The following is a 19,653-nucleotide window of genomic DNA, read 5'->3' as shown; positions in this document are numbered from 1 at the left end:
CCCGGACCGCGCCACCTGTGCGCGGTGCGGAGCGCAGGCATGTCCATCCCCCTTCACACAGCAGGAGTTCACGCATGACCAGCATCAGCCGCAGCACCCGTACGACCCGTACGCGCCGTATCGCACCCGTCTTGGCGACGGTCGCCGCCGCGTTCGTCCTCGCCGCCTGCGGGGGCGACGGCGGTGGTGGGCACGAGGGTTCGCACGGGGCCGCCTCGGCGTCCGCCACCGACCCCGCGGGCCCTGCCGGGACCGAGGCCGGCGAGCAGGCGCACAACGCCCAGGACGTCGCTTTCGCGCAGGGCATGATCCCGCACCACAGGCAGGCACTGGAGATGGCCCGGCTGGCGGACGACCGGTCCGCGACGCCCGAGGTCGCGGACCTCGCCGCCCGCATCGAGAAGGCTCAGGACCCCGAGATCACGACCATGACCGGCTGGTTGAAGACCTGGGGCGAGGAAGTGCCGGAGTCGACGGGGTCGAGGTCCGGCATGGACCACTCGGCGCATTCGGGCATGCCCGGGATGATGGACGGACAGGACATGGCGGCGCTGGAGAAGGCCTCGGGGCGGACCTTCGACACCAAGTTCCTGACCATGATGGTCGAGCACCACGGGGGCGCCGTCGAGATGGCCGGGACCGAGAAGGCCAAGGGCCGCTACGCCCCCGCCAGGGCCCTCGCCGACGACATCGTCACGGCACAGCAGGCCGAGATCACCGAGATGAACAGGCTCCTCGGCAAGGACTGAACGCCCGCACGGGTCCTGCTCGGGTGACGTCGCTCAGGCGTCCCCGGGCGGGGTCTCGGGGAGCGGGGTGTCGTGGGCGCGTTTGAGCTCCGACCGGGCGTTCACCTGGTCGGGGCCGGTTATCTCCGACCAGTAGCGATGCGTGCTGACGAAGACGGCCAGCTCGCGCTCGCGCTGCCGGAGCTTCTCGACCTCGGCCTGTTCGTCCGCCGACCAGCCGGGCGAGGCCGGGCGCTCGACCTTGCGCCAGCCGTTGTCGTCGCTGAATCCGTCCAGGGGCTCCACGGACCAGGGGAGCCTCTTCAACAGGGCCGTCAGCTCGGCCCGGACCTGATGCAGTTCCTCCTGACCGGCGAGGAGGTCACTGGGGAAATCATAGGTCGTTGCCACAGCCCCAATGATACGCCTGTTCGATTTTGAGGCGCGCGTTCCCTTCAGTGGTTCACGCGAAAGAGTGGCCCGGGTGCACGTCGGCTCCGGGCCGACTGTCAGACCCCTGCCCTACCGTGAAACACATGGATGGCGTGGACGAGCGGGCGGGACGGAGTGGAGAGCGGGTGCGCCTGGTCCCCTGGGCGGAGGGGGATCTGTGGGTGCTGCGCAGGACCAACAGCGCCGAGATGACCGCGCACCTCGGCGGCCCGGAGACCGAGGAGCAGCTCGCGGCCCGGCACCGGCGGTACACCGGCTTGCGGCCGGGGCGGATGTACCGGGTGACGTCGGCGGACGGCGCCGAGACCTTCGGCTCGATCGGGTTCTGGCGGCGGACCTGGCAGGACGCGGAGGTCTGGGAGACCGGGTGGGCGGTGCTGCCGGAGTTCCAGGGGCGGGGGCTGGCGGTGCGGGCGGCCAGGGCGGTCCGTGAGGAGGCCCGTGCCGACGGGTCGCTCCGGTATCTGCACGCGTTCCCCAGTGTCGATCACGCCGCTTCCAACGCGGTCTGCCGTGGAGCCGGGTTCACCCTGCTCGGGCAGGCCGACTTCGAGTACCCGAAGGGCCACTGGATCAGGTCGAACGACTGGCGGGTGGACCTGGAGAGAGGAGACTGAGGCCATGTGCCGCAGCATCAAGACCCTGCGTCCGCCCGCGATGCCCGAGGAGGCCACGGAGGACGAGATGAGGGCCGCTGCCCTCCAGTACGTGCGCAAGGTGTCCGGTTTCCGCGCGCCGGCCGCGCACAACCAGGAGGTCTTCGACCGGGCGGTGGAGGCCGTCACCCGAGCCACGGCCGACCTGCTTGCCGGCCTGGAGATACGGGGCGCCTCCGGCGCCCGACGCGCTTCCTGACAACGCCGGACACCGCCGGGGCCGCCCGCCCGCTGCCACGCGGGCGGCTCGGCTCGGCGGACGCGGTCGCCGACGAAGCCGCCGATACCGGCGACGTCTCCGCGGCACGGCGGTCGTGGTGCAGGGGCTCCTGAGTACGAGACCTGCCGCCTGGGGGCATCCCTGAGCTGCGAGGCGCGACTCAGGACACCTCCACGCGGCACGCCGCGCCTCCGGCGCCCCCCGGACGCGAGGGTCCGGCCTTTCAACGGATGACGCCCTCCCCGGGCGACACAGGACGGCCGACGACTTTCCGGCAGGCGACACCCGCCTACGGCGCCCCGGCAGACGACACCCGCCTACGGCGCCGTGCGGCTCTCGGCGCTCCCGGGGGCGCCCAGGCTCACGGCGCCCCCGGGACGCGAAGGCTCCGGCCTGCGCACGGCCGACGCCGTCCTCGGACAGCACACTCTCGGCCTGCGGCACGTCGTGCGGCACGTACGGGGCGCGTACCCGGCCTGCGGTACCCCGCCCGAGGACCGGCTGACGACAGCCCGGCCTGCGGCCCCCCGCCCGAGGACATCCGGCTGACGGCACCCCGCCCGCGCCACCACCGGCGACGACACCCCCTACGACGCCTCCGAAGCCCGAGGCTGGCGCCGCATCAGGTACGCCGCTCCCGCCCCCGCGCCGAACAGCGCCACCACGGACACCGCCGCCGCCAGCCAGGTCGCGCCGAGCCACTGGCCGCCGAAGTAACCGAGCGCGACGCTGTAGGCGGCCCAGGCCAGCCCGGCGAGGGCGGACCACGGGAGGAACTCGCGGATCCGGCGGTGCGCGGTGCCGGCGACGAGCGAGACGACCGAGCGGCCCGCCGGGGCGAACCGGGCCAGGACGACCAGGGCGCCGCCGCCTCGGGCGAGGGCGCCGCCGAGACGTTCCTGCGCCGTGGTCAGCCGACGGGAACGGGCGATGGCGCGGTTCAGGCGCGGCCCCCCGCGCCAGGCGAGGCGGTAGACCGCCAGGTCACCGAGGACGGAGGCGGTCGCCGCGCACAGGGTCAGGACGAGGATGTCGGGAACGTCCTCCGGTCCCCGCCCGGCAGCCGCCGCGCCGGAACCCGCGGCCGCCGCCGTCGCCGCCGTGATCACCAGGACACCGCTCGGCAGCACGGGGAGGAAGATGTCGAGGAGCACCGAGACGGCCACCAGCGCGTAGATCCATGGGCTGCTGACCAGCGACCCGATACTTCCCAGACTCTCGACCACCACAACTCCCCGTTACTCCCCCGTGGACCGGACCGTGCCGCGAGACGCGGGGGCTTCGGAGCGGCCCATCACAGCCATACAGCGTACGCCGGGGGTGTGACAGAGGGTTCACAGGGGGCTCGTGTGTTCGGCACGGGACGTTCACCTCGGAGGGGACGTTCACGCCCTCCGGGCCACGGCGGGCCGCCCAAGAGAGCCGGGTCAGGCCGCGACCGGCGTCTGCCGCTCCGGGGCGGTCTCCTTCCGCTCCGCACCGCGTCGCGCGAAGAGCCGGTCCAGCCCGAACGCGCCCGAGCCGGTGAAGGCGAGCAGGAGGAGGGCCCAGCAGAACATGGCGGCGGCCTCACCGCCGTTCTCCATCGGCCACAGGGCGTCGGGCTGGTGCACCTTGAAGTACGCGTAGGCCATCGAGCCCGAGGACACGATCGCGGCGGCGCGGGTGCCGAGGCCGAGCAGGACGAGGCCGCCGCCGACCAGCTGGATCACGGCCGCGTACCAGCCGGGCCAGGTGCCCGAGTCGATCGTGCCGCCGGTACCTCCCGCGCCGCCGAGGACGCCGAAGAGGGAGGCGGCTCCGTGGCAGGCGAAGAGGAGGCCGACGACCATGCGGAACAGGCCGAGGGCGTAGGGCTGGGCGCTGTCGAGGCGTCCGGACATATGGGGGGTGCTCCTTCGGTCGAGCCGGTCCGGGAGGGACCGGTGGGGGACGGAACCGAGTGGGCTGCCCACGTTAGGTCGGCCTAACTAGTGCTTGCAAGTTCAACATTTGGCCATGGGTTGACGTGGGATCACGCCGGCGCCCCGGTCGCCTCCGCAGGTGGGAGCGCTCCCACACTCGGGCCGAGGCCCGCCGACGTGACTCAATTCATACCCGTCGGGCCCCGCCCGTAAATGCCGGCCGCGCCCCCTACGCCAGATCCCGCTCCATGGCCGTCCGCAGGGTGATGCCGCCGCCCCGGTCCGTCCGGGCCTGCTCCAGCCGCAGCCGTGCCGAACGCCCCCGCAGGGTCAGCGTCATGAGCTGGTTGCCGAACCAGGGTCCGCCGGTCTTGCGCCAGCTGACCGCGGCCGGCGCACACCGTCCGTGCCGGGCGATGCGCCGCCCGAGGGCGCGGGCCAGGGCGCTCCAGCCGAAGCGGAAGCCGAGGCGGATCGACGGCGGCACGGAGTTGTGGACGGGGGAGCAGGTCAGCTGGGCCACCCGGGCGTCGGGCGCGCGGTCCTCCCAGGACGGTTCGGCCACGTAGGCGTGGTGCACGTCGCCCGAGAGCACGCTGATCGTCGCGGGGGCTCCCGGCCCCGTACCGGCCTCGGCGATCAGGTCGGCGAGGGCGTCGAAGGACGACGGGAAGGCGGACCAGTGCTCCAGGTCGGCCCCGCGCCGGATCCGCTCGCCGCGCTGTGCCCAGCGGGCGCCCCGTTCGCCGCCGCACATCGCGGCGTTCCAGGTCTCCACGTCGTGCACCAGGTGGGGCAGCAGCCAGGGCAGGGAGGTGCCGATCAGCAGATGGTCGTAGGAGTCCCGCTCGTCCAGGACCTGTTCGCGCAGCCAGGCCGCCTCGCCCGGGTCGAGCATCGCGCGGCGGTCCTCCTCCAGGACGCGGCCCGCGCGGGAGTCGACCATGACCAGCCGGGTGCGGCCGAAGTCGCGCCGGTAGCTCCAGCGGACGGACGCCGGCTCGGCGTCGGCGCGGGCGGCGAAGTCGCGCAGGGCGTCGGTGCCGTCGGGGGTCTCGCGGACGGCCGCGTAGAGGGGGTCGGCGGCCAGCTCGTCGGGGGAGAGGTTGCCCAGCTGCTGGTACACCCAGTAGGACATCAGCCCGCTCATCAGGCGCTCGCGCCACCAGTCGGTGGCCCGCATGTCGGCGAGCCAGGCGGCCGAGGTGTTCCAGTCGTCGATGACGTCGTGGTCGTCGAAGATCATGCAGCTGGGGACGGTGGAGAGCAGCCAGCGCACCTCGGGGTCGCGCCAGGACTCGTAGTAGAGGTGGGTGTACTCCTCGTAGTCGGCGACCTGCTCGCCCGGGGGCTCGTTCAGGTCGCGGCGGCCGGAGATCCACTGCCGCGTGGCGTCGGAGACCTCGTCGGCGTACACCTGATCGCCGAGCAGGAGGAGTACGTCGGGACGTTCGCCCGTGGGGGCGGCCGCGATGCGGGCGGAGAGGGTGTCCAGCGCGTCCGGGCCCACCGGGTCCTTCCCGCCGGCGGGCGGCGCGGCCCAGCGGCAGGAGCCGAAGGCGACGCGCAGGCCGTCCTCCTCGGTGGGCGTGCTGATCACGGACGGCGGGAACGGCGAGTCCGGCGGCGGCCAGGCGCGGGTGCCGTCGAGGAGCACCTCGTACTCCGTCGACGTACCGGGCGTCAGGCCGCTCACCGCGACCAGGGCGTAGTGGTGCCCCGCGACCTGGAAGGTGCGGGCGGTGCCGCGGGCGCCGTCGGCGCAGCGCACCTCGGCGGTGCAGGGCCGGTTCGTCTCGACCCAGACGGTCGCGCACGAGCCGTCGGTGTACCTCAGCAGTGGCCCCAGGCGCAGACCGGCCATGGTGATCCCCTCTCCGTCGCCCCGTACGGTACGGAACGACGGAGGCCGGTGGGGAGGATCCGCGCCGAACAGTTGGTGGATGGTGCGTCAGCAGTTCGCGAGCCGGCTCTGCAGGGCCGACTTCTCGGCGGAGTCGACCGAGAGGCCGTAGTAGTACTTCACCTGGACCCAGGCGCGGACGTAGGTGCAGTGGTAGGCGGAGCGCGAGGGCATCCAGGTGGCCGGGTCCTGGTCGCCCTTGGCCTGATTGACGTTGTCGGTGACCGCGAGGAGCTGGGGGCGGGTCAGGTCGTTGGCGAAGGACTGGCGCCGCGAGGTGGTCCAGGAGCCGGCGCCGGAGTCCCAGGCCTCGGCGAGCGGGACCAGGTGGTCGATGTCGACGTCGCCGGAGGCGGACCAGGTGGCGCCGTCGTAGGGGGAGTACCAGCTGCCGCTGGTGGCGGCGCAGGAGGAGTCGGTGACGACGCCCGAGCCGTCGCGCTTGAGGACGGTCTCGCGGGTGTTGCAGGCACCCGACTGGGTGATCCAGTGCGGGAAGAGGTCGCGGTCGTAGCCGGTGCGGTTCTCGGTGGCCACGGTGAGGGAGGCGAGGTAGGAGCGGGCGGTGGCGGCGCTGACCGGGGTGGGGAGGGCGGCGGAGGCGGCCGGGCCGTTGAGCAGCCCGGCCGAGGCTATGAGGCCGGTGAACGCGGCGAGGAAACCGAGGCGTCGACGCGCGTAGAACTTCGGCATGCGAACTCCCTTGGGGTGTGGGGGTGTTGGGACGCGGGCAGGGGAATGCTCGCGACGCCGCATGGCGCACAGATGTGCGGTCGGTTAGAAGTTAGTGACGTGTGCATGGCACGTCTATAAGCGCGACGGGACTTTCGGCCCTCGGAGGCGCACCGGGGTTCGCGTACTATGGACGGCGCAGAAGGGGAGTAGCTCTTCGCCGGACCGTCGACATACTGCTCAGCTCGTCTGAGCCGGCGCCCGGAGGCAGACCTCGTTCGCGAGGCCGGCCAGCGAGACCTTCGGCAAGCAGTGCACGCCCGTGCCGTACGGCGGGGGCGGACCAGTGCGCTGCCGTGCCGAGGTGTCGCGCGACGCGGACAAGACGAAGTCCGTGGGAACCAGCACTCTCGGTGGGGCGGCCCCGACCGATTGAGGAATCTTGATCAGCCTGACCGTGACGGCGCTCGTCTTCGGCGTCGTCTTCCTCGCCGAACTGCCCGACAAGACCGCACTCGCCGGCCTCGTCCTCGGCACCCGCTACCGCGCCTCCTACGTCTTCGCGGGCGTGGCCGCCGCCTTCGCGCTGCACGTCGTGCTCGCGGTCGCGGCCGGCAGTGTGCTCACCCTGCTGCCGCAGCAGCTCGTGCACGCGCTGACCGGTGTGCTGTTCCTGGGCGGCGCCGCCGTGCTGCTGATGAAGAGGGACGAGGAGGACGAGGAGATCCGCAAGCCGGAGGACCAGTCCTTCTGGAAGGTCTCCGGGGCGGGCTTCATGCTCATCCTGGTCGCCGAGTTCGGCGACCTCACGCAGATCATGACCGCCAACCTGGCGGCCCGCTACGACGACCCGCTCTCCGTCGGCCTCGGCGCGGTGCTGGCCCTGTGGGCGGTGGCCGGGCTCGGCATCGTCGGGGGGAAGGCCCTGATGAAGCGGGTTCCGCTGCGGCTGATCACGAAGGTCGCGGCGCTGCTCATGCTGGGCCTCGGTGTGTGGAGCCTGTGGGAAGCGATCGCCGGCTGAGCCCGGCGTCGGGTCCGCCCGGGGGGCGTGCGAACTGAACGCCGCGTGAACCTTCGGGCCGTCTCGGCGGCCCGGTGGCGCGACCCCCCGTCTGTTTTGTACCGTGGATGAACAAAGTGGCTCCCGCCCGTTCTCCCTGACCGGCGGGCGGGGCCGCCTTGTTTCCTCCCCGCACCCTGGAGACTGCCGATGACGGCCACCGCCACCACCGTTCTGCCCGCCCGCGCCCTGCTGCTCGACATGGACGGCACCCTCGTCAACTCGGACGCCGCCGTCGAGCGCGTCTGGCGGCGCTGGGCCGACCGGAACGGGCTGGACGGCGACGAGGTCCTGAAGGTCGTCCACGGACGGCAGGGCTACGCCTCGATGGCGCTGCTGCTGCCGGAGCGGCCCATGGAGCAGAACCACGCCGACAACGCGCGCATGCTCGCCGAGGAGACCGCCGACACCGAGGGCGTCGTCGCGATCCCCGGCGCGCCGGACTTCCTCGCCTCGCTGCGCGGCCTCCCGCACGCCCTGGTGACCTCCGCCGACGTGGCGCTGTCCACCGCGCGGATGGCCGCCGCCGGGCTCGCGCAGCCGGACGTCCGGGTCACCGCCGAGTCGGTCGGCGCCAGCAAGCCCGACCCCGAGGGCTTCCTCAAGGGCGCCGCCGAACTGGGCATCGCCCCCGCGGACTGCGTGGCCTTCGAGGACTCCGGCGCCGGCATCGCGGCCGCCCGGGCCGCCGGGATGCGGGTCGTGGGCGTGGGCCCGCGGGCCGGCTTCCACGGTCCGGACGTGGTCGTGGAGGACCTGACGTCGGTACGGGTGGAGGCCGGCGCCGACGGCGGTCTGCGGCTGCACATCGGCTGACCTCCCTGCCGGGGCCTCAGGGCTCGCGCGTCTCCGACTCCAGTTGGCGCCGGGTGTCCGGTCCGTAGACGCCGAGGTCGTCGGAGCGGATGCCGCGGGCCCACTGGTACGTGCGGACCGAGTCCTCGACGCGGTGGTTGTAGTTGCCGTCGATGTCGCCGGTGTACAGGTACAACTGGGCCAGCCGCTGCTGGAGTTCCACGACCTCGGGGCCCCGGTCGCCGCGCCGCAGCGGGTTGCCGTAGAAGTCGCGGTCGTCGTCCTGCGACTCCTGCGGGGCCTTCTCGGTCGCCGTGGACGTCGCGCTCGGCGTCGGTTCGGCCGACCGGGACGGCGACGGCGACGCGCTCGACGCCGACGGGGACGGCGAGGCCGACGGGCTCGCGGAGGCGGACGCGGAGGCCGACGGGGACGGCGACGCGGAGCCGGCCTGCGGGACGGGGGTGGCGCTCGTTCCCGTGGTCGGGGTGCCCTCACTGGGCGACGGGTCCGGCACGCCGGCCCGGACCTCGGCCGGCAGCGCTCCGTCCCGTGACGGTGCCTCGTAGGAGAACAGCCCGCTCGCGTACCCGGCGGCACCCACCACGACCACGACCGCTCCGGCGGCGCTCAGCAGCATGCCCTTACGCCGCCTGCGCGACCGGCGCGCGCCGGAGCCGTCCGAGGGTCCTGCGCCGGAGCCGTCCGCGGGCCCCGCGCCGGACGGTACGGGCGTGGTGGCCGCGGTCTCGAACAGGCGCAGGTCGTGTGCGCGGGGTGGGGCGGCCGAGGGTGCCAGCGGGGTGGGCAGCGCGGAGGTCGCCCCGGCGGCGACGGCGGGCCGCCCGGCCTCGACGGCGCGCAGCGTCATGGTGGCGTCCGGATCCGTGCCGTGCGAAGCCGCGTCCCCGGCGGGCGTGGCCCCCGGCGACGTGGCCCCGGACGAGGTGGCCTCCGAGGACGCGCCCTCCGCTGCCGAAGCCCCTGAGGATCCGCTCCCCGGAGCCGAAGCCCCCGAGGATCCGCTCCCCGGAGCCGAAGGCCTCGACGACGCGGCCCCCGAGGACGTGTCCTCCGCCGACGAGCCCTCCGAGGCCCTGCCCTCCGGAGGGTTCACCCCTGGAGCCGTGGCCCCCGTGGGCGCGGCCCCCGGGGTCGTAGCCCCTGTGGCCGGAGTCCCTGGAGTCGAAGGCCCCGGGGCCGTAGCACCCGTGCCCGCAACCCCGGGAGGTGAAGCCCCCGGGACCGCAGCCCCCGTCGCCCCAACCGCGGGACGTGAAGCCCCCGGGACCGCAGCCCCCGGGACCCCAACCGCGGGACGTGAAGCCCCCGGGACCCCAGCCCCCGTGGCCGCACCCCCCGGGCCCGCGTCCCCGGAAGGGCTCCCGCCCCCCGAAGCAGCCCCGCCGTCCAGTTCGACATACGGCCGGATCCGCAGCGGGTTGAAGTCCTCGGCCGCTGCCGCCTGTGCGGTGCGCGCGTCGCGCAGGGCGTCGGACGCCCGTGATCCGCAGCCGCAGGAAGGCGTGTTGTCCGCCTCTCTGGGTGTGCCGCACTCCGGGCACGAGGCCCCCGTGGGCCGCTCCTGTTCCACGCGTCCGTCCCTCCCCTCGCGACTCCCCTCGCGAACTCCAGAGATTATGCAGATATTCTCCACACTTCCGCGCACGAGTCCCCGGAATGTCGGCTTCCTCAGGGAGAAACAGGCCGCTCAGGCCGCGGCCTGGAGCCCCTTCGCGAACCAGTGCTGGGCGTACGGGCTCTCGTTGTGGGCCGCGGTCTCGGTGTAGCCGAGGCGTGCGTAGAGGGTGCGGGCCTCGACGAGGTCGGTGCGCGTGTCGAGGATCATCCGGGCCGCCCCGAGCGCCCGTGCCGCGTCCTCGGCGGCCCGCACGAGCAGCGCCGCACCGCCCCGGCCCCGCATCCCCTCGTACACGAAGACCCGGGTCAGTTCGGCCGTGGTGGCGTCCAGCAGCCGTACGCCCGAGGTGCCGGCCGGTTCACCGCCGTACCGCGCTACCAGCAACCGCCCCCGGGGCGGGACGAGTTCGGCGCCGGACTCCGCCGCGATCTCGCGTTCCAGCTCGCCGGGGTCGGTGCGCCGCCCCTCGTGCAGCAGGTACCAGCGGTCGCTGACCTCCGTGTAGTACGCACGCCAGAGGGCGGCGGCGACGGGGGAGTCGTACGGTTCCGGGGAGATGGTCCAGGTCATGGGCACATTGTCGGGAGGGGACCGGCGCGCCGGGCAAGCGTATTTTCCCACCGGTCCCCGGCGGTGTACGGGCGGCGCGCCCCGACGGCCGTTTGAGCGCGCGGTCCGGGGCAACACGAACGGCGAACCGGCCCGTTCGGAGAGCCGGTAGGGCCGAAACTCGGAAGGCACTCATGTCCACAGGCGTGATCATCGCTTTGATCGTGATCGTGGCGGCCGTGCTCGTCGTCGCTGCCGTCGTTGCGCAGCGAGCACGGGGTCCCCAGCACGGCGGAAGCCTGAAGCGTCGCTTCGGGCCGGAGTACGACCGGGCGGTTGCCCGGCATGACGGCGACACCAAGGCCGCCGAGCGTGAACTCGGCGAACGGGTCGAGCGGCACGGGTCGTTGCACACGCGGCCGCTGGAGTCCGCCGAGCGCGAGCGCTTCGAGGCGCGCTGGACCGCCGCCCAGGAGCGCTTCGTCGACTCCCCGCGCGAGGCGGTCGGCGAGGCCGACCGGCTGCTCGCGGAACTGGCCGGGGTCCGGGGCTTCCCGGGCGGCGACCAGTACGAGGAGCAGCTCGCGGCGCTGTCCGTGCACCACGCCCACCAGGTCGACGGCTACCGGCGCGTGCACCGCGTGACGCACACGCGCGTGGACGGCGCCCAGGAGAGCGGCGCGGACACGGAGGAGCTGCGCGAGTCCATGGTCGCGGCCCGCGCGCTGTTCGACGAGCTGGTCCGCCCGGGCCGGCACGAGACCGCCCGTCCCCGCACCGCCAAGGACACCGGCGAACCCGCCCCCGCGGCCCGTGCCCCGCACACGTGGTCGCTCGGCAAGCGCCGGCCGAAGGAGAGCTGAGGAATGCCCGACGTGACTCGAAACCCCGGCGACACCCCCGACCCCAAGGCCACCCCGCTCCCCAAGGCCACCCCGGTCTCCGAGGGCACCCCAGGCACCCCTGCCCCCGAGGCCACGCCCGCCCCGAAGGCCGGAACCCCGCTCAAGGAAGCCCCGGTCACAGCGGTCACCCCCGTAACTCCCGCCAACCCGGCCACCCCTGCTCACCCTGACGCCTCCGCGACACCCGAGGCCCGCACTACGAGCACCACCAGCACCACGCCTGCTGCCTCTGCCGCCCCCGCTCACGACGCCGCCGGTCAGCTCCTCCCGCACGACGAGGGTGACCAGCTCGGCCGGCGGCTGCACCACGCGGTGGCCGGGTTCGTGGACGCGCCGCGCGCCTCCGTCGAGGAGGCGGACCGGGTCCTGGAGGAGCTCGCCGCGCGCCTGGCGGACGCGGTGACGCACCGCCGCCACACCCTGCGCACGTCCTGGCAGGACAACGGCGCGGACGGCCGCGCACCGAGCACCGACACCGAACAACTCCGCCTGGTTCTGCGGGACTACCGCGAGCTGGCGGACCGCATGATGCGCCTGTGACGCGCAGGCGTCACCGCTCCGCCCGGCGCTCCCGCCACTGCCGTACGACCTCGTCGACGTCGTAGGGCTTCCTACCCAGCGGGGGGCCGGGCGGCGGCTTGAGCAGGATGTCGCGGATCTTGACGTTGACCGCCTCGATGATCCGGCGGACCACCCGCTCCGACGGCGCCTTCAGGGCCGCCTCCAGGGCGTCCTCCGCCTCCTTGCGCAGGGCGAGGGCGGGCGGCAGCACGGAGAAGCCCTCGCGGGCCATCTTCCTCTTCACCCACCACAGTTCGTCGTAGGGGCTGTCCATCTCGCTCGCGAGGGGCTTGCCCGCGCCGGGCAGTCGTTCGAACTCGCCGCGCGCTTCCGCTTCGCGAATCTGTCTGTCGACCCAGGACTCGAAGTCGACGCCAGGTGGCTTTCGCTCGGTCATGACCCCATTGTGCCGGACACCGTGCCACCGGCCGATTTATCATTCGGCGGCGACAATCCCAGGACGGACGTCCCGAGGTCTTCGAAGGAGCGCACGTGCTCGAACTGACCATGGCCACGGTCACCGCGGCGGACGCGGGCGCCACGGCCGGCATGCAGATGGCCGAGGCGCCCAGCGAGCCGGACGCGGTACTGCGGGTGGGCCGGGACAAGTCCGTGTGCCGGCTGTCGACGCCGGAGGACTGGCTGTTCGTCTCCCGGGTCCACCTGGAGTTCCGGTGCGGTCCCGACGGCACGTGGCGGCTGACCTGGCTGCGTGGCTCCCAGCCGGATCCGTCCTCCGAGGTCCGGCTGACCGTGGGTCCGCACGTGCAGCCGGTGGCGTACGGCGGCACCGTGCCGCTGCCGAGGGGCGGCAGCGGCGAGATCGTGGTCCAGGACCGGTCGGAGCCACGCAGCGTCAACGTCGGTTTCTACCACGAGGTGTAGGACCGGAAGCGGTCGTTCAGGCCAGCACGCGTGCCAGTGCGAAGCCGTCGTAGCCCTTGCCGCCGACGGTCTGGATCGCGGTGCCGCTGAGCCTGGGGTGGGCGCCGATCAGTTCGATGGCGGCGCGGGTGCCACGTACGTCGTCGGCGGTGTCGTCGGGGTCGGCGACCCGCCCTTCGCGGACCACGTTGTCGATGACGATGAGGCTGCCGGTGCTGGTGAGCTTGAGGGCCCACTCCAGGTAGTGCGGGTTGTTGCCCTTGTCGGCGTCGATGAAGACCAGGTCGAAGGGGGCGGGATTCTCGTCGGCGAGCTTCGGCAGCGACTCCAGCGCGGGGCCCACGCGTACGTCGACGAGGGCGTCGAGACCGGCCCGGGCGAGGTTGCGGGTGGCGACCTCGGCGTGCCGGGCGCTGTACTCCAGCGTGACGAGGCGGCCGTCGGCGGGCAGGGCGCGGGCCATCCAGATGGTGCTGTAGCCGCCGAGGGTGCCGATCTCCAGGATGGTGCGGGCGCCCTGGAGCTGGGCGAGGAGCTGGAGGAGTTTGCCCTGGGTGGCGGTGACGTTCACCGGCGGCAGCCGGGCGGCCTCGCTCTCCCGCAGGGCGGCCTCCAGCGCGGGGTCGTCGGGGGTGAGATGGCTGATGAAGTAGGCGTCGACGTCTTCCCAGAGCTGCGACTCGCTCATGACGGGCCTCTCGTGTGCGTCGTTAGTCTTCCTAAGTAGATGCGCTGACGAAGATATGCCGTGGGGCGGTGGTGTGCCGGGCGTTTTCGTGGGCGTGTTCCCCGCGCCGGGGCAGGATGAGCCGGGTGAGCGGGGACACGTACGGCGGGGACGGGATCGACTTCAGCCACGGTGCGTTCCGGGGCGAGGTGGGTCGGGAAGAAGGTGGAGCATCACCACCATTACGGACCCATGCCTCACGTAGAGGACGCGCTTCCGCCGACGGCGGCGGCGTTCACGGGGCGCGAGAACGAACTGGCGGCACTGCTCGCGGAACGGACATTCCCCAGGTACGCGATTCCTGAAGCCACGCGCGACGGCGGGAAAGCCGCCCACGGCCCCGGCCCGCCACTGAACCCGAAGCGCCACGTGTACCGCCGAATCCGCACGGGGGCCGCAGGCGTCAGCGGCCGTCAGCCGCCGGTGCGACCGCCGGTGCCGATCCCGGCAACGGCCGCCCCGCCGACTCCGACATGAACCACACCGCGACGCCACCGATCACGGCCGCCGCCATCATGTAGTACGCGGGCATCATCATGTCGCCCGTGGCCCCGATCAGCGCCGTCACCACCAGTGGCGTGGTCCCGCCGAAGAGGGACACGGAGATGTTGAAGCCGATCGACAGCGACCCGTACCGCACCCGCGTCGGGAACAGCGCCGGCAGCGCGGACGGCATCGAAGCCGTGAAGCACACCAGCAGCAGCCCCAGCGCGGCCATCCCCAGCGCCACGGCCAGCAGGCTGCCCTCGCGGATCAGCAGCAGCGCCGGGACGGACAGGAGCAGGAACCCGGCGCAGCCCGCGGCGATCACCGGCCGCCGTCCGACCCGGTCGGTCAGCGCGCCCGCGAACGGCTGGACGACCATCATCAGCGCCATCACGGCCAGCACCACGAGCAGTCCGTGCGTCTCGTCGTACTTCAGCTCGCTCGTCAGATAGCTCGGCATGTACGACAGCAGCATGTAGTCGGTGACGTTGAAGACCAGCACCAGGCCGACGCAGAGCAGCAGCGCCCGCCACTGCCCGGTGACCATCTCGCGCAGCGGCACCTTCGGCCGCTTCCTCTCCGCCTTCGCCACCTCGGCCGCGAACGCCGGCGTCTCCTCCAGCCGCATCCGCAGATACAGCCCGACGATGCCCATCGGCCCGGCGATCAGGAACGGGATCCGCCACCCCCAGGACGTGAGGTCGCCGTCCGACAGCAGCGCCGTCATGAGGGTCACCAGACCCGCACCGCCGATGTATCCGGCCAGCGTGCCGAACTCCAGCCAGCTCCCGAGGAACCCGCGCCGCTTGTCCGGGGCGTACTCCGCGATGAAGGTGGACGCGCCCGCGTACTCACCCCCGGTCGAGAACCCCTGCACCAGCCGCGCGGCCAGCAACAGCACCGGCGCCCACACGCCGATCGTCGCGTACGACGGGATCAGCCCGATCGCGAACGTACCCGCCGCCATGAGGATCATCGTCAGGGCGAGCACCTTCTGCCGCCCCACCCGGTCCCCGAGCGGCCCGAAGACCATGCCGCCGAGCGGCCGGACCAGGAAGGCGGCCGCGAAGGCACCGAAGGTGGACAGGAGCTGTGCCGTCGGGTTGCCCGAGGGGAAGAACACCTTGCCGAGCGTCACGGCGATGTAGCTGTAGACACCGAAGTCGAACCACTCCATCGCGTTGCCCAGCGCCGCCGCCTTGACGGCACGCCTGACCAGCGCGGGATCGGTGACAGTGGGCTCGGTGCCGGAAGGCGACGCAGACGCGGACGAGGAGACCGAGGGGGACGACGCGGTGGCGACGTGGGCGGCCGACAAGACTTCGCTCGCCTACCTTTCGACGGGGACAGGGACGCCACGACCCGCACGGCGGCGCTGTCGCCGGGCCGGAAAGGGCCCGCGGCACTCGGCCACGGGCGGAAAAGCGACCATAGGCGCTGATCCGCCGCTTACGCCCGGTATGCTTTTCGTTGCACTGTGCACCAAAACGGCGTACATGCAGGGACGTCCGCGCGCCGCGGACCACCGTGCACGCCGTGACCTGTGATCCTTCTCGCGAAAAACGTCCCGGAAAACGCGGAACGAAACGCGGACGGCGGTCAGGTTGAGCGGGGGCTGCCTGCGTCTTCTCCCGGGGGTGGTGCGAGCCTCATAGGGTTCGCAGGAAAGACACACTGCGTACACGAGCGCGGTACGGGCGGTTCTACGGGGCGGGAGGCCGACGAGGCGTGGCGAATGCGGAGCACAGTGGGCGACCGGCGGAGTCCTTCGGAGCGTCGGCCGCCGACGCGACCAGAGCAAGGCTGCGCGCCGCGCGCCTGGGCCTGTGGCTGATCGCCGCCGTCCTCGCCGCACGACAGCTGGCCGCGGTGCTCGGCACCCCGCGCGGCGAACGCCTGACGGACCTGGAGACCTGGGTGGGTGAGCACGGCGTCCTGCATGTGAAGGGGTCGCTGTACGAATCCACGCAGTTCACCGGCACCCCTTTCGTGGGCCTCGTCCTCAAGCCCTTCACCCGCGCCGCCGAACAGGCCCTCGGCTGGGGCTGGACCTTCGGCTCGCTTCTGCTGGTCGTGGCCCTCGGCCTGGTCGCCGCCCGCGCCCTGCCGCAGCCGGTCGGCCGCCGTACGGCGCTGCTGGCGGCGCCGGTGGCCGTCAGCCTGCTGATGCTGTCCCTGCCGGTGCGCAACGCGCTGTGGCTCGGCCAGACCAGCATCATCCCGGTGCTGCTCGTCCTGGTCGGCTGCTTCGCGGTACGCGGCGCGCACGGTGACCGGATCGGCGGCGTCCTCATCGGCGTCGCCGCGGCCTTCCAGCCGACCGTTCTGCTCTTCGTCCCCCTGCTGTGGTTCACCGACCGCAGACGCGCCGCCCTGTCCACGGGGCTCACGTTCGTCGCCTGCACCGCCGTCGCCTGGGCGGCCATGGCGCAGGACTCGTACACCTACTGGGTGCACCACATGGCCGGCGTGGGTCTGGGCGGCGAGGCCGACGACCTCGCCAACCAGTCACTCCACGGCGCCCTGCTGCGGCTCGGGCTCTCCGGCCCGCTGGAGATCGTCCTCTTCCTCGTCCTCGGCGCGGCCGTCGCCGGTCTCGCCCTGCGCCGCGCCGTGCGCTACGCCCGCGACGGCCAGCTGCTGCTCGCGGTCGCCGTGACCGGCTGCGCGGCCGTCGTGGTCTCCCCGGCCACCTGGCAGCACCAGCTGCTGTGGGTGCTGCCCGCCCTGGTCGGCCGGGTCGGCAGGCGCGCCTCCGACCGGTACGTGTGGCCGGTCGCCGTCGTCCTGGTCATGACGCTGCCCGCGAAGATGATGCTGCCGAACATGGCGGCGCTCTACCCGCTGCGCGACAACGTCGTCCTGCTCGCGGCGCTGGCCGCCGCCGTCGCCGTGCCCTTCCTGCCCCGCACGTCGCCGTACTTCGACACGCCGGTCCCGACGAGCCACGCCCCGGCCGTCCCGACCCGCTTCAAGCACGTCCCCCTGCTTCCGTTCCTGCGCCGGGTCCTCACCCGCCCGAACCTGCTCCTGGAGCTTCTCCTCATCCGGGTCACGTACGCCGCCTACTCCCAGGTCCGCCTCGCGGCGACCGGCGGCAGCAACTCGGCGGGCCGGGCCCGCGCCGAGGAACACGGGTGGCAGATCCTCGACATCGAGCGCTTCCTGCACATCGACATCGAGCACGCCGTCAACCACGCGGTGGTGAAGGTCGGCTGGCTGCGGGACTTCTTCGACTTCTACTACACGTCGTTCCACTTCGTCGTGCCGCTGGCGGTCCTGGGCGTCCTGTACTGGCGCCGTCCGGTCGACTACCGCTGGGCCCGCGCCTCCCTGGGCTTCGCCACCCTGCTGGCCCTGGTCGGCTTCTGGCTGTACCCGCTGGCCCCGCCGCGGCTGATGCCGGGGCTCGGCATCATCGACACGGTGCACGGCGTGCAGGACTTCACGAAGCCGGACTACGGCACCCTGACGCACCTCACCAACCAGTACGCGGCGATGCCGTCGCTGCACTTCGGCTGGTCGCTCTGGTGCGGCGTGGTGATCGCGATCATCGCGCCGAGGATGTGGATGAAGGCGCTGGGCCTGCTCCACCCCCTCTTCACCGCCTCGGCCATCGTGGCGACCGGCAACCACTGGCTCCTGGACGCGGTGGGCGGCGCGGCCGTGGTCGCCGCGGGCTTCGGCCTGACGTACCTGTTCCAGGGCCCGCGGGCCAGGACCCTCACGGCGGCGGCGGTCACCGCGAACACGCCCGAGTCCCGGGCCACTTCGGAAGGCGTCAGCAGCGATCCGCCGAGCCCGGCGAAGGACCGTACCGGGAGCTGAGCCGGTACTCACCCGGCGCCTCGACGGTCAGCCGGGTGAAGTCGCCGTCCCGCGCGAGGCAGCCGCCGTCGGACCGCAGCCACGGCGACCAGGCGACCCGCACGGTCACCGCGCCGGGCCGGTCCACGCGCAGTACGAGGTCGACGCCGGTGCTGGTCACGACGGTGCCGGGGGTGGAGACGAGCGGTACGGCGTCCCGCACCCGGTAGACCCTCCAGTGGGGGTCCTGCCAGACCGGCTCCAGCCAGTCGGGCCGCAGGTCCGGGTCGCGCACCAGTGCCGCCTCGGCCCTGGCCGGGCCGTCCGGCTTGCCGAGGGGGAGGACGACGAAACCGACCGCCCAGTGGTCCAGCCAGGACCGGTAGGTGGCCGCGGAGAAGCTGCCGTCGTAGAAGAGGCGGGCGCGCTCCACGTCGAGCTGCCGGTTCCAGCCCCGGGCCAGATTGACGTGCGGGGCGAGCCGGGCGGCCTCGCGGTGGTCGCGGGCGGGCACCACCTCCACCCGCGTACGGTCGGCGCCCAGCCCTTCCAGCGCCCGCACGACCCCGTCCGTCTCGGCCGCCCAGGCGGGCACCACGGTGTACTCCCGCAGGTCGTCGGCGGTCTTCTTGCCCACCCAGCCGACCGAGAAGACGAGCGCGACGGCGAGCAGCCCGCGCGCGAAGCGCCGCAGCCGGGCGGTCACGGGCGGCGGCGGGACGTGGAGCAGGGCCGCGCACAGCACGGCGGGAGCGAACAGTTCCGCGAACCGTTCGACGTTCGTCCCGACGGGCGAGGCGACGAGGTACGTCAGTACGGTGCCGATCGCGTAGACGGCCCCGCCCCACCGGGCGACCCGCCAGGTACGCGGCGCCAGCAGGGTGACGGCGAGGCCGAGCACGACCGGCGGCCATATGCGTCCCGCCGGCATCGGCTGCTCCCCGCTGAAGGGGAACAGCAGCGTCGTCAGCCCGACGACGGCGGCCGGGGGTATGAGGAGCGCGAGAGCGCGCCCCCAGTCCCGCACCATCAGGTACCCGGCTCCCACCACGGCGAGGAACAGCCCGGCCACCGGCGAGGCCAGGGTGGCCAGCGCCGCGTACCCGGCGGCGAGGTACGGCCTCCGCTCCCGGACCAGCGGCACGCAGGCGGCCACGGCGAAGGCGACGCCGAGCGCGAAGGTGGTCCGGCCGGAGGCGACGTTGCACCACAGCGCGAGCGACGCGAGCAGCGCGGGCCCGAGCGGCCGGCGCACCCCGCCCCGCACGATCAGCACGGCCGTCAGCCAGGAGGCGGCCAGGCCGGCGACCAGGGTGACCGTGCGCACCCCGAGCAGGGCCATCAAGTACGGCGAGATGACGCTGTAGTTGGCGGAGTGCATCCCGCCGTACCAGAACAGCCCGTACGCCGAACCCCCGTGCCGCGACGCGAAGTCCGCCCATGCCTGCTGGGCGGCGAGGTCGCCCCCGCCCGTGGCGAGAAACACCCACCACACCGCGTACAGCGGGATGGTGGGCAGTGTGGCGAGCAGCGGCACGCGATGCCGGTGCCCGAAGGCACGCAGGGCATCGCTCGCGCGTCTCTCCTGACGCCGATCGGGCCTGGGGACGGTGAGTTCGGCAGGGACCACGGTCGAGATTTCCGTTCGGCGTCATCGGGGTGCACGGCTGGTGCACGTGTGAAGACGGTAATTCGAA

Annotated in this window: 20 protein-coding genes; 9 read left to right on the top strand and 11 right to left on the bottom strand. The window is 72.9% G+C overall.

All coding sequences use genetic code 11. From position 1 onward, the window contains the following. Window positions 1–74: 74 nt before the first annotated feature. Window positions 75–749, top strand: a complete 675-nt coding sequence (locus OIE75_RS11195; RefSeq protein WP_329470593.1) for a DUF305 domain-containing protein — start codon at window positions 75–77, stop codon at window positions 747–749. Between the two features lie 33 nt (window positions 750–782). Here OIE75_RS11195 and OIE75_RS11190 read toward each other — a convergent pair whose 3' ends face one another. Then, window positions 783–1,139, bottom strand: a complete 357-nt coding sequence (locus OIE75_RS11190; protein WP_307011738.1) for a hypothetical protein — start codon at window positions 1,137–1,139, stop codon at window positions 783–785. A gap of 125 nt (window positions 1,140–1,264) precedes the next feature. Between OIE75_RS11190 and OIE75_RS11185 the strand changes: the two genes are divergently transcribed. Together OIE75_RS11185 and OIE75_RS11180 are read left to right on the top strand one after the other, a co-directional pair. Continuing rightward, complete coding sequence (locus OIE75_RS11185) at window positions 1,265–1,798, top strand: GNAT family N-acetyltransferase (protein ID WP_307011736.1); 534 nt, start codon at window positions 1,265–1,267, stop codon at window positions 1,796–1,798. Between the two features lie 4 nt (window positions 1,799–1,802). After that, window positions 1,803–2,036, top strand: a complete 234-nt coding sequence (locus tag OIE75_RS11180) for a DUF2277 domain-containing protein (protein WP_161327246.1) — start codon at window positions 1,803–1,805, stop codon at window positions 2,034–2,036. Between the two features lie 608 nt (window positions 2,037–2,644). Here OIE75_RS11180 and OIE75_RS11175 read toward each other — a convergent pair. From OIE75_RS11175 to OIE75_RS11160, 4 genes are all read right to left on the bottom strand, one after another. Continuing rightward, window positions 2,645–3,283, bottom strand: coding sequence for a DedA family protein (locus OIE75_RS11175; RefSeq protein WP_307011735.1), 639 nt, complete (start codon window positions 3,281–3,283; stop codon window positions 2,645–2,647). Between the two features lie 201 nt (window positions 3,284–3,484). Then, window positions 3,485–3,940, bottom strand: a complete 456-nt coding sequence (locus tag OIE75_RS11170) for a DoxX family protein (RefSeq protein WP_307011734.1) — start codon at window positions 3,938–3,940, stop codon at window positions 3,485–3,487. Between the two features lie 250 nt (window positions 3,941–4,190). Continuing rightward, on the bottom strand, window positions 4,191–5,825 hold the full coding sequence (locus OIE75_RS11165; RefSeq protein WP_329470591.1) for an alkaline phosphatase D family protein: 1,635 nt from the start codon (window positions 5,823–5,825) through the stop codon (window positions 4,191–4,193). A gap of 87 nt (window positions 5,826–5,912) precedes the next feature. Further along, on the bottom strand, window positions 5,913–6,557 hold the full coding sequence (locus OIE75_RS11160; protein WP_329470589.1) for an HNH endonuclease family protein: 645 nt from the start codon (window positions 6,555–6,557) through the stop codon (window positions 5,913–5,915). Between the two features lie 421 nt (window positions 6,558–6,978). Here OIE75_RS11160 and OIE75_RS11155 point away from each other — a divergent pair, with 421 nt between their 5' ends. Beyond that, window positions 6,979–7,560: a TMEM165/GDT1 family protein gene (locus tag OIE75_RS11155; protein ID WP_307011728.1), complete on the top strand. Its 582-nt coding sequence runs from the start codon at window positions 6,979–6,981 to the stop codon at window positions 7,558–7,560. Between the two features lie 189 nt (window positions 7,561–7,749). Next, window positions 7,750–8,415 (top strand): HAD-IA family hydrolase, encoded by a 666-nt coding sequence (locus tag OIE75_RS11150; protein WP_307011727.1) that lies wholly within the window; start codon window positions 7,750–7,752, stop codon window positions 8,413–8,415. Window positions 8,416–8,431: 16 nt separating this feature from the next. Here OIE75_RS11150 and OIE75_RS11145 read toward each other — a convergent pair whose 3' ends face one another. Together OIE75_RS11145 and OIE75_RS11140 are read right to left on the bottom strand one after the other, a co-directional pair. Continuing rightward, on the bottom strand, window positions 8,432–9,265 hold the full coding sequence (locus tag OIE75_RS11145) for a peptidoglycan-binding domain-containing protein (protein ID WP_329470587.1): 834 nt from the start codon (window positions 9,263–9,265) through the stop codon (window positions 8,432–8,434). Between the two features lie 840 nt (window positions 9,266–10,105). Further along, a complete protein-coding gene (locus tag OIE75_RS11140) occupies window positions 10,106–10,606 on the bottom strand; it encodes a GNAT family N-acetyltransferase (protein ID WP_307011724.1) in 501 nt (166 codons plus the stop codon). A gap of 173 nt (window positions 10,607–10,779) precedes the next feature. On the opposite strand from OIE75_RS11140, the gene OIE75_RS11135 reads away from it, so the two are divergent. Both OIE75_RS11135 and OIE75_RS11130 read left to right on the top strand, forming a co-directional pair. Next, window positions 10,780–11,448 carry a hypothetical protein gene (locus tag OIE75_RS11135; protein ID WP_329470585.1) on the top strand — a complete coding sequence of 223 codons (669 nt, stop codon included), beginning with the start codon at window positions 10,780–10,782 and terminating at the stop codon, window positions 11,446–11,448. A 3-nt stretch (window positions 11,449–11,451) separates the two neighbouring features. After that, the gene (locus OIE75_RS11130; protein ID WP_329470583.1) at window positions 11,452–12,030 is read left to right on the top strand and encodes a hypothetical protein; all 579 of its coding nucleotides are present in this window, start codon (window positions 11,452–11,454) and stop codon (window positions 12,028–12,030) included. A 10-nt stretch (window positions 12,031–12,040) separates the two neighbouring features. Here OIE75_RS11130 and OIE75_RS11125 read toward each other — a convergent pair whose 3' ends face one another. Continuing rightward, window positions 12,041–12,448 carry a J-domain-containing protein gene (locus tag OIE75_RS11125; RefSeq protein ID WP_329470582.1) on the bottom strand — a complete coding sequence of 136 codons (408 nt, stop codon included), beginning with the start codon at window positions 12,446–12,448 and terminating at the stop codon, window positions 12,041–12,043. A 95-nt stretch (window positions 12,449–12,543) separates the two neighbouring features. Here OIE75_RS11125 and OIE75_RS11120 point away from each other — a divergent pair, with 95 nt between their 5' ends. After that, window positions 12,544–12,936, top strand: a complete 393-nt coding sequence (locus OIE75_RS11120) for an FHA domain-containing protein (RefSeq protein ID WP_161332191.1) — start codon at window positions 12,544–12,546, stop codon at window positions 12,934–12,936. Window positions 12,937–12,952: 16 nt separating this feature from the next. Here OIE75_RS11120 and OIE75_RS11115 read toward each other — a convergent pair whose 3' ends face one another. Both OIE75_RS11115 and proP read right to left on the bottom strand, forming a co-directional pair. Beyond that, window positions 12,953–13,624: an O-methyltransferase gene (locus OIE75_RS11115; RefSeq protein WP_329470580.1), complete on the bottom strand. Its 672-nt coding sequence runs from the start codon at window positions 13,622–13,624 to the stop codon at window positions 12,953–12,955. A 442-nt stretch (window positions 13,625–14,066) separates the two neighbouring features. After that, window positions 14,067–15,467, bottom strand: coding sequence for a glycine betaine/L-proline transporter ProP (gene proP, locus OIE75_RS11110; protein WP_329470578.1), 1,401 nt, complete (start codon window positions 15,465–15,467; stop codon window positions 14,067–14,069). A gap of 410 nt (window positions 15,468–15,877) precedes the next feature. Here proP and OIE75_RS11105 point away from each other — a divergent pair, with 410 nt between their 5' ends. Further along, a complete protein-coding gene (locus OIE75_RS11105; RefSeq protein ID WP_329470575.1) occupies window positions 15,878–17,977 on the top strand; it encodes a bifunctional glycosyltransferase 87/phosphatase PAP2 family protein in 2,100 nt (699 codons plus the stop codon). Here the strand turns inward: OIE75_RS11105 and OIE75_RS11100 are convergent. Beyond that, window positions 17,931–19,586 (bottom strand): hypothetical protein, encoded by a 1,656-nt coding sequence (locus tag OIE75_RS11100; protein WP_307011712.1) that lies wholly within the window; start codon window positions 19,584–19,586, stop codon window positions 17,931–17,933. The genes OIE75_RS11105 and OIE75_RS11100 overlap by 47 nt on opposite strands. Window positions 19,587–19,653 lie beyond the last annotated feature (67 nt).

Source organism: Streptomyces sp. NBC_01723 (genome assembly GCF_036246005.1).
GTDB lineage: Bacteria > Actinomycetota > Actinomycetes > Streptomycetales > Streptomycetaceae > Streptomyces.
Note: the sequence above shows the minus strand (reverse complement) of the source record. Positions and strands in the feature narration are given on the sequence as shown.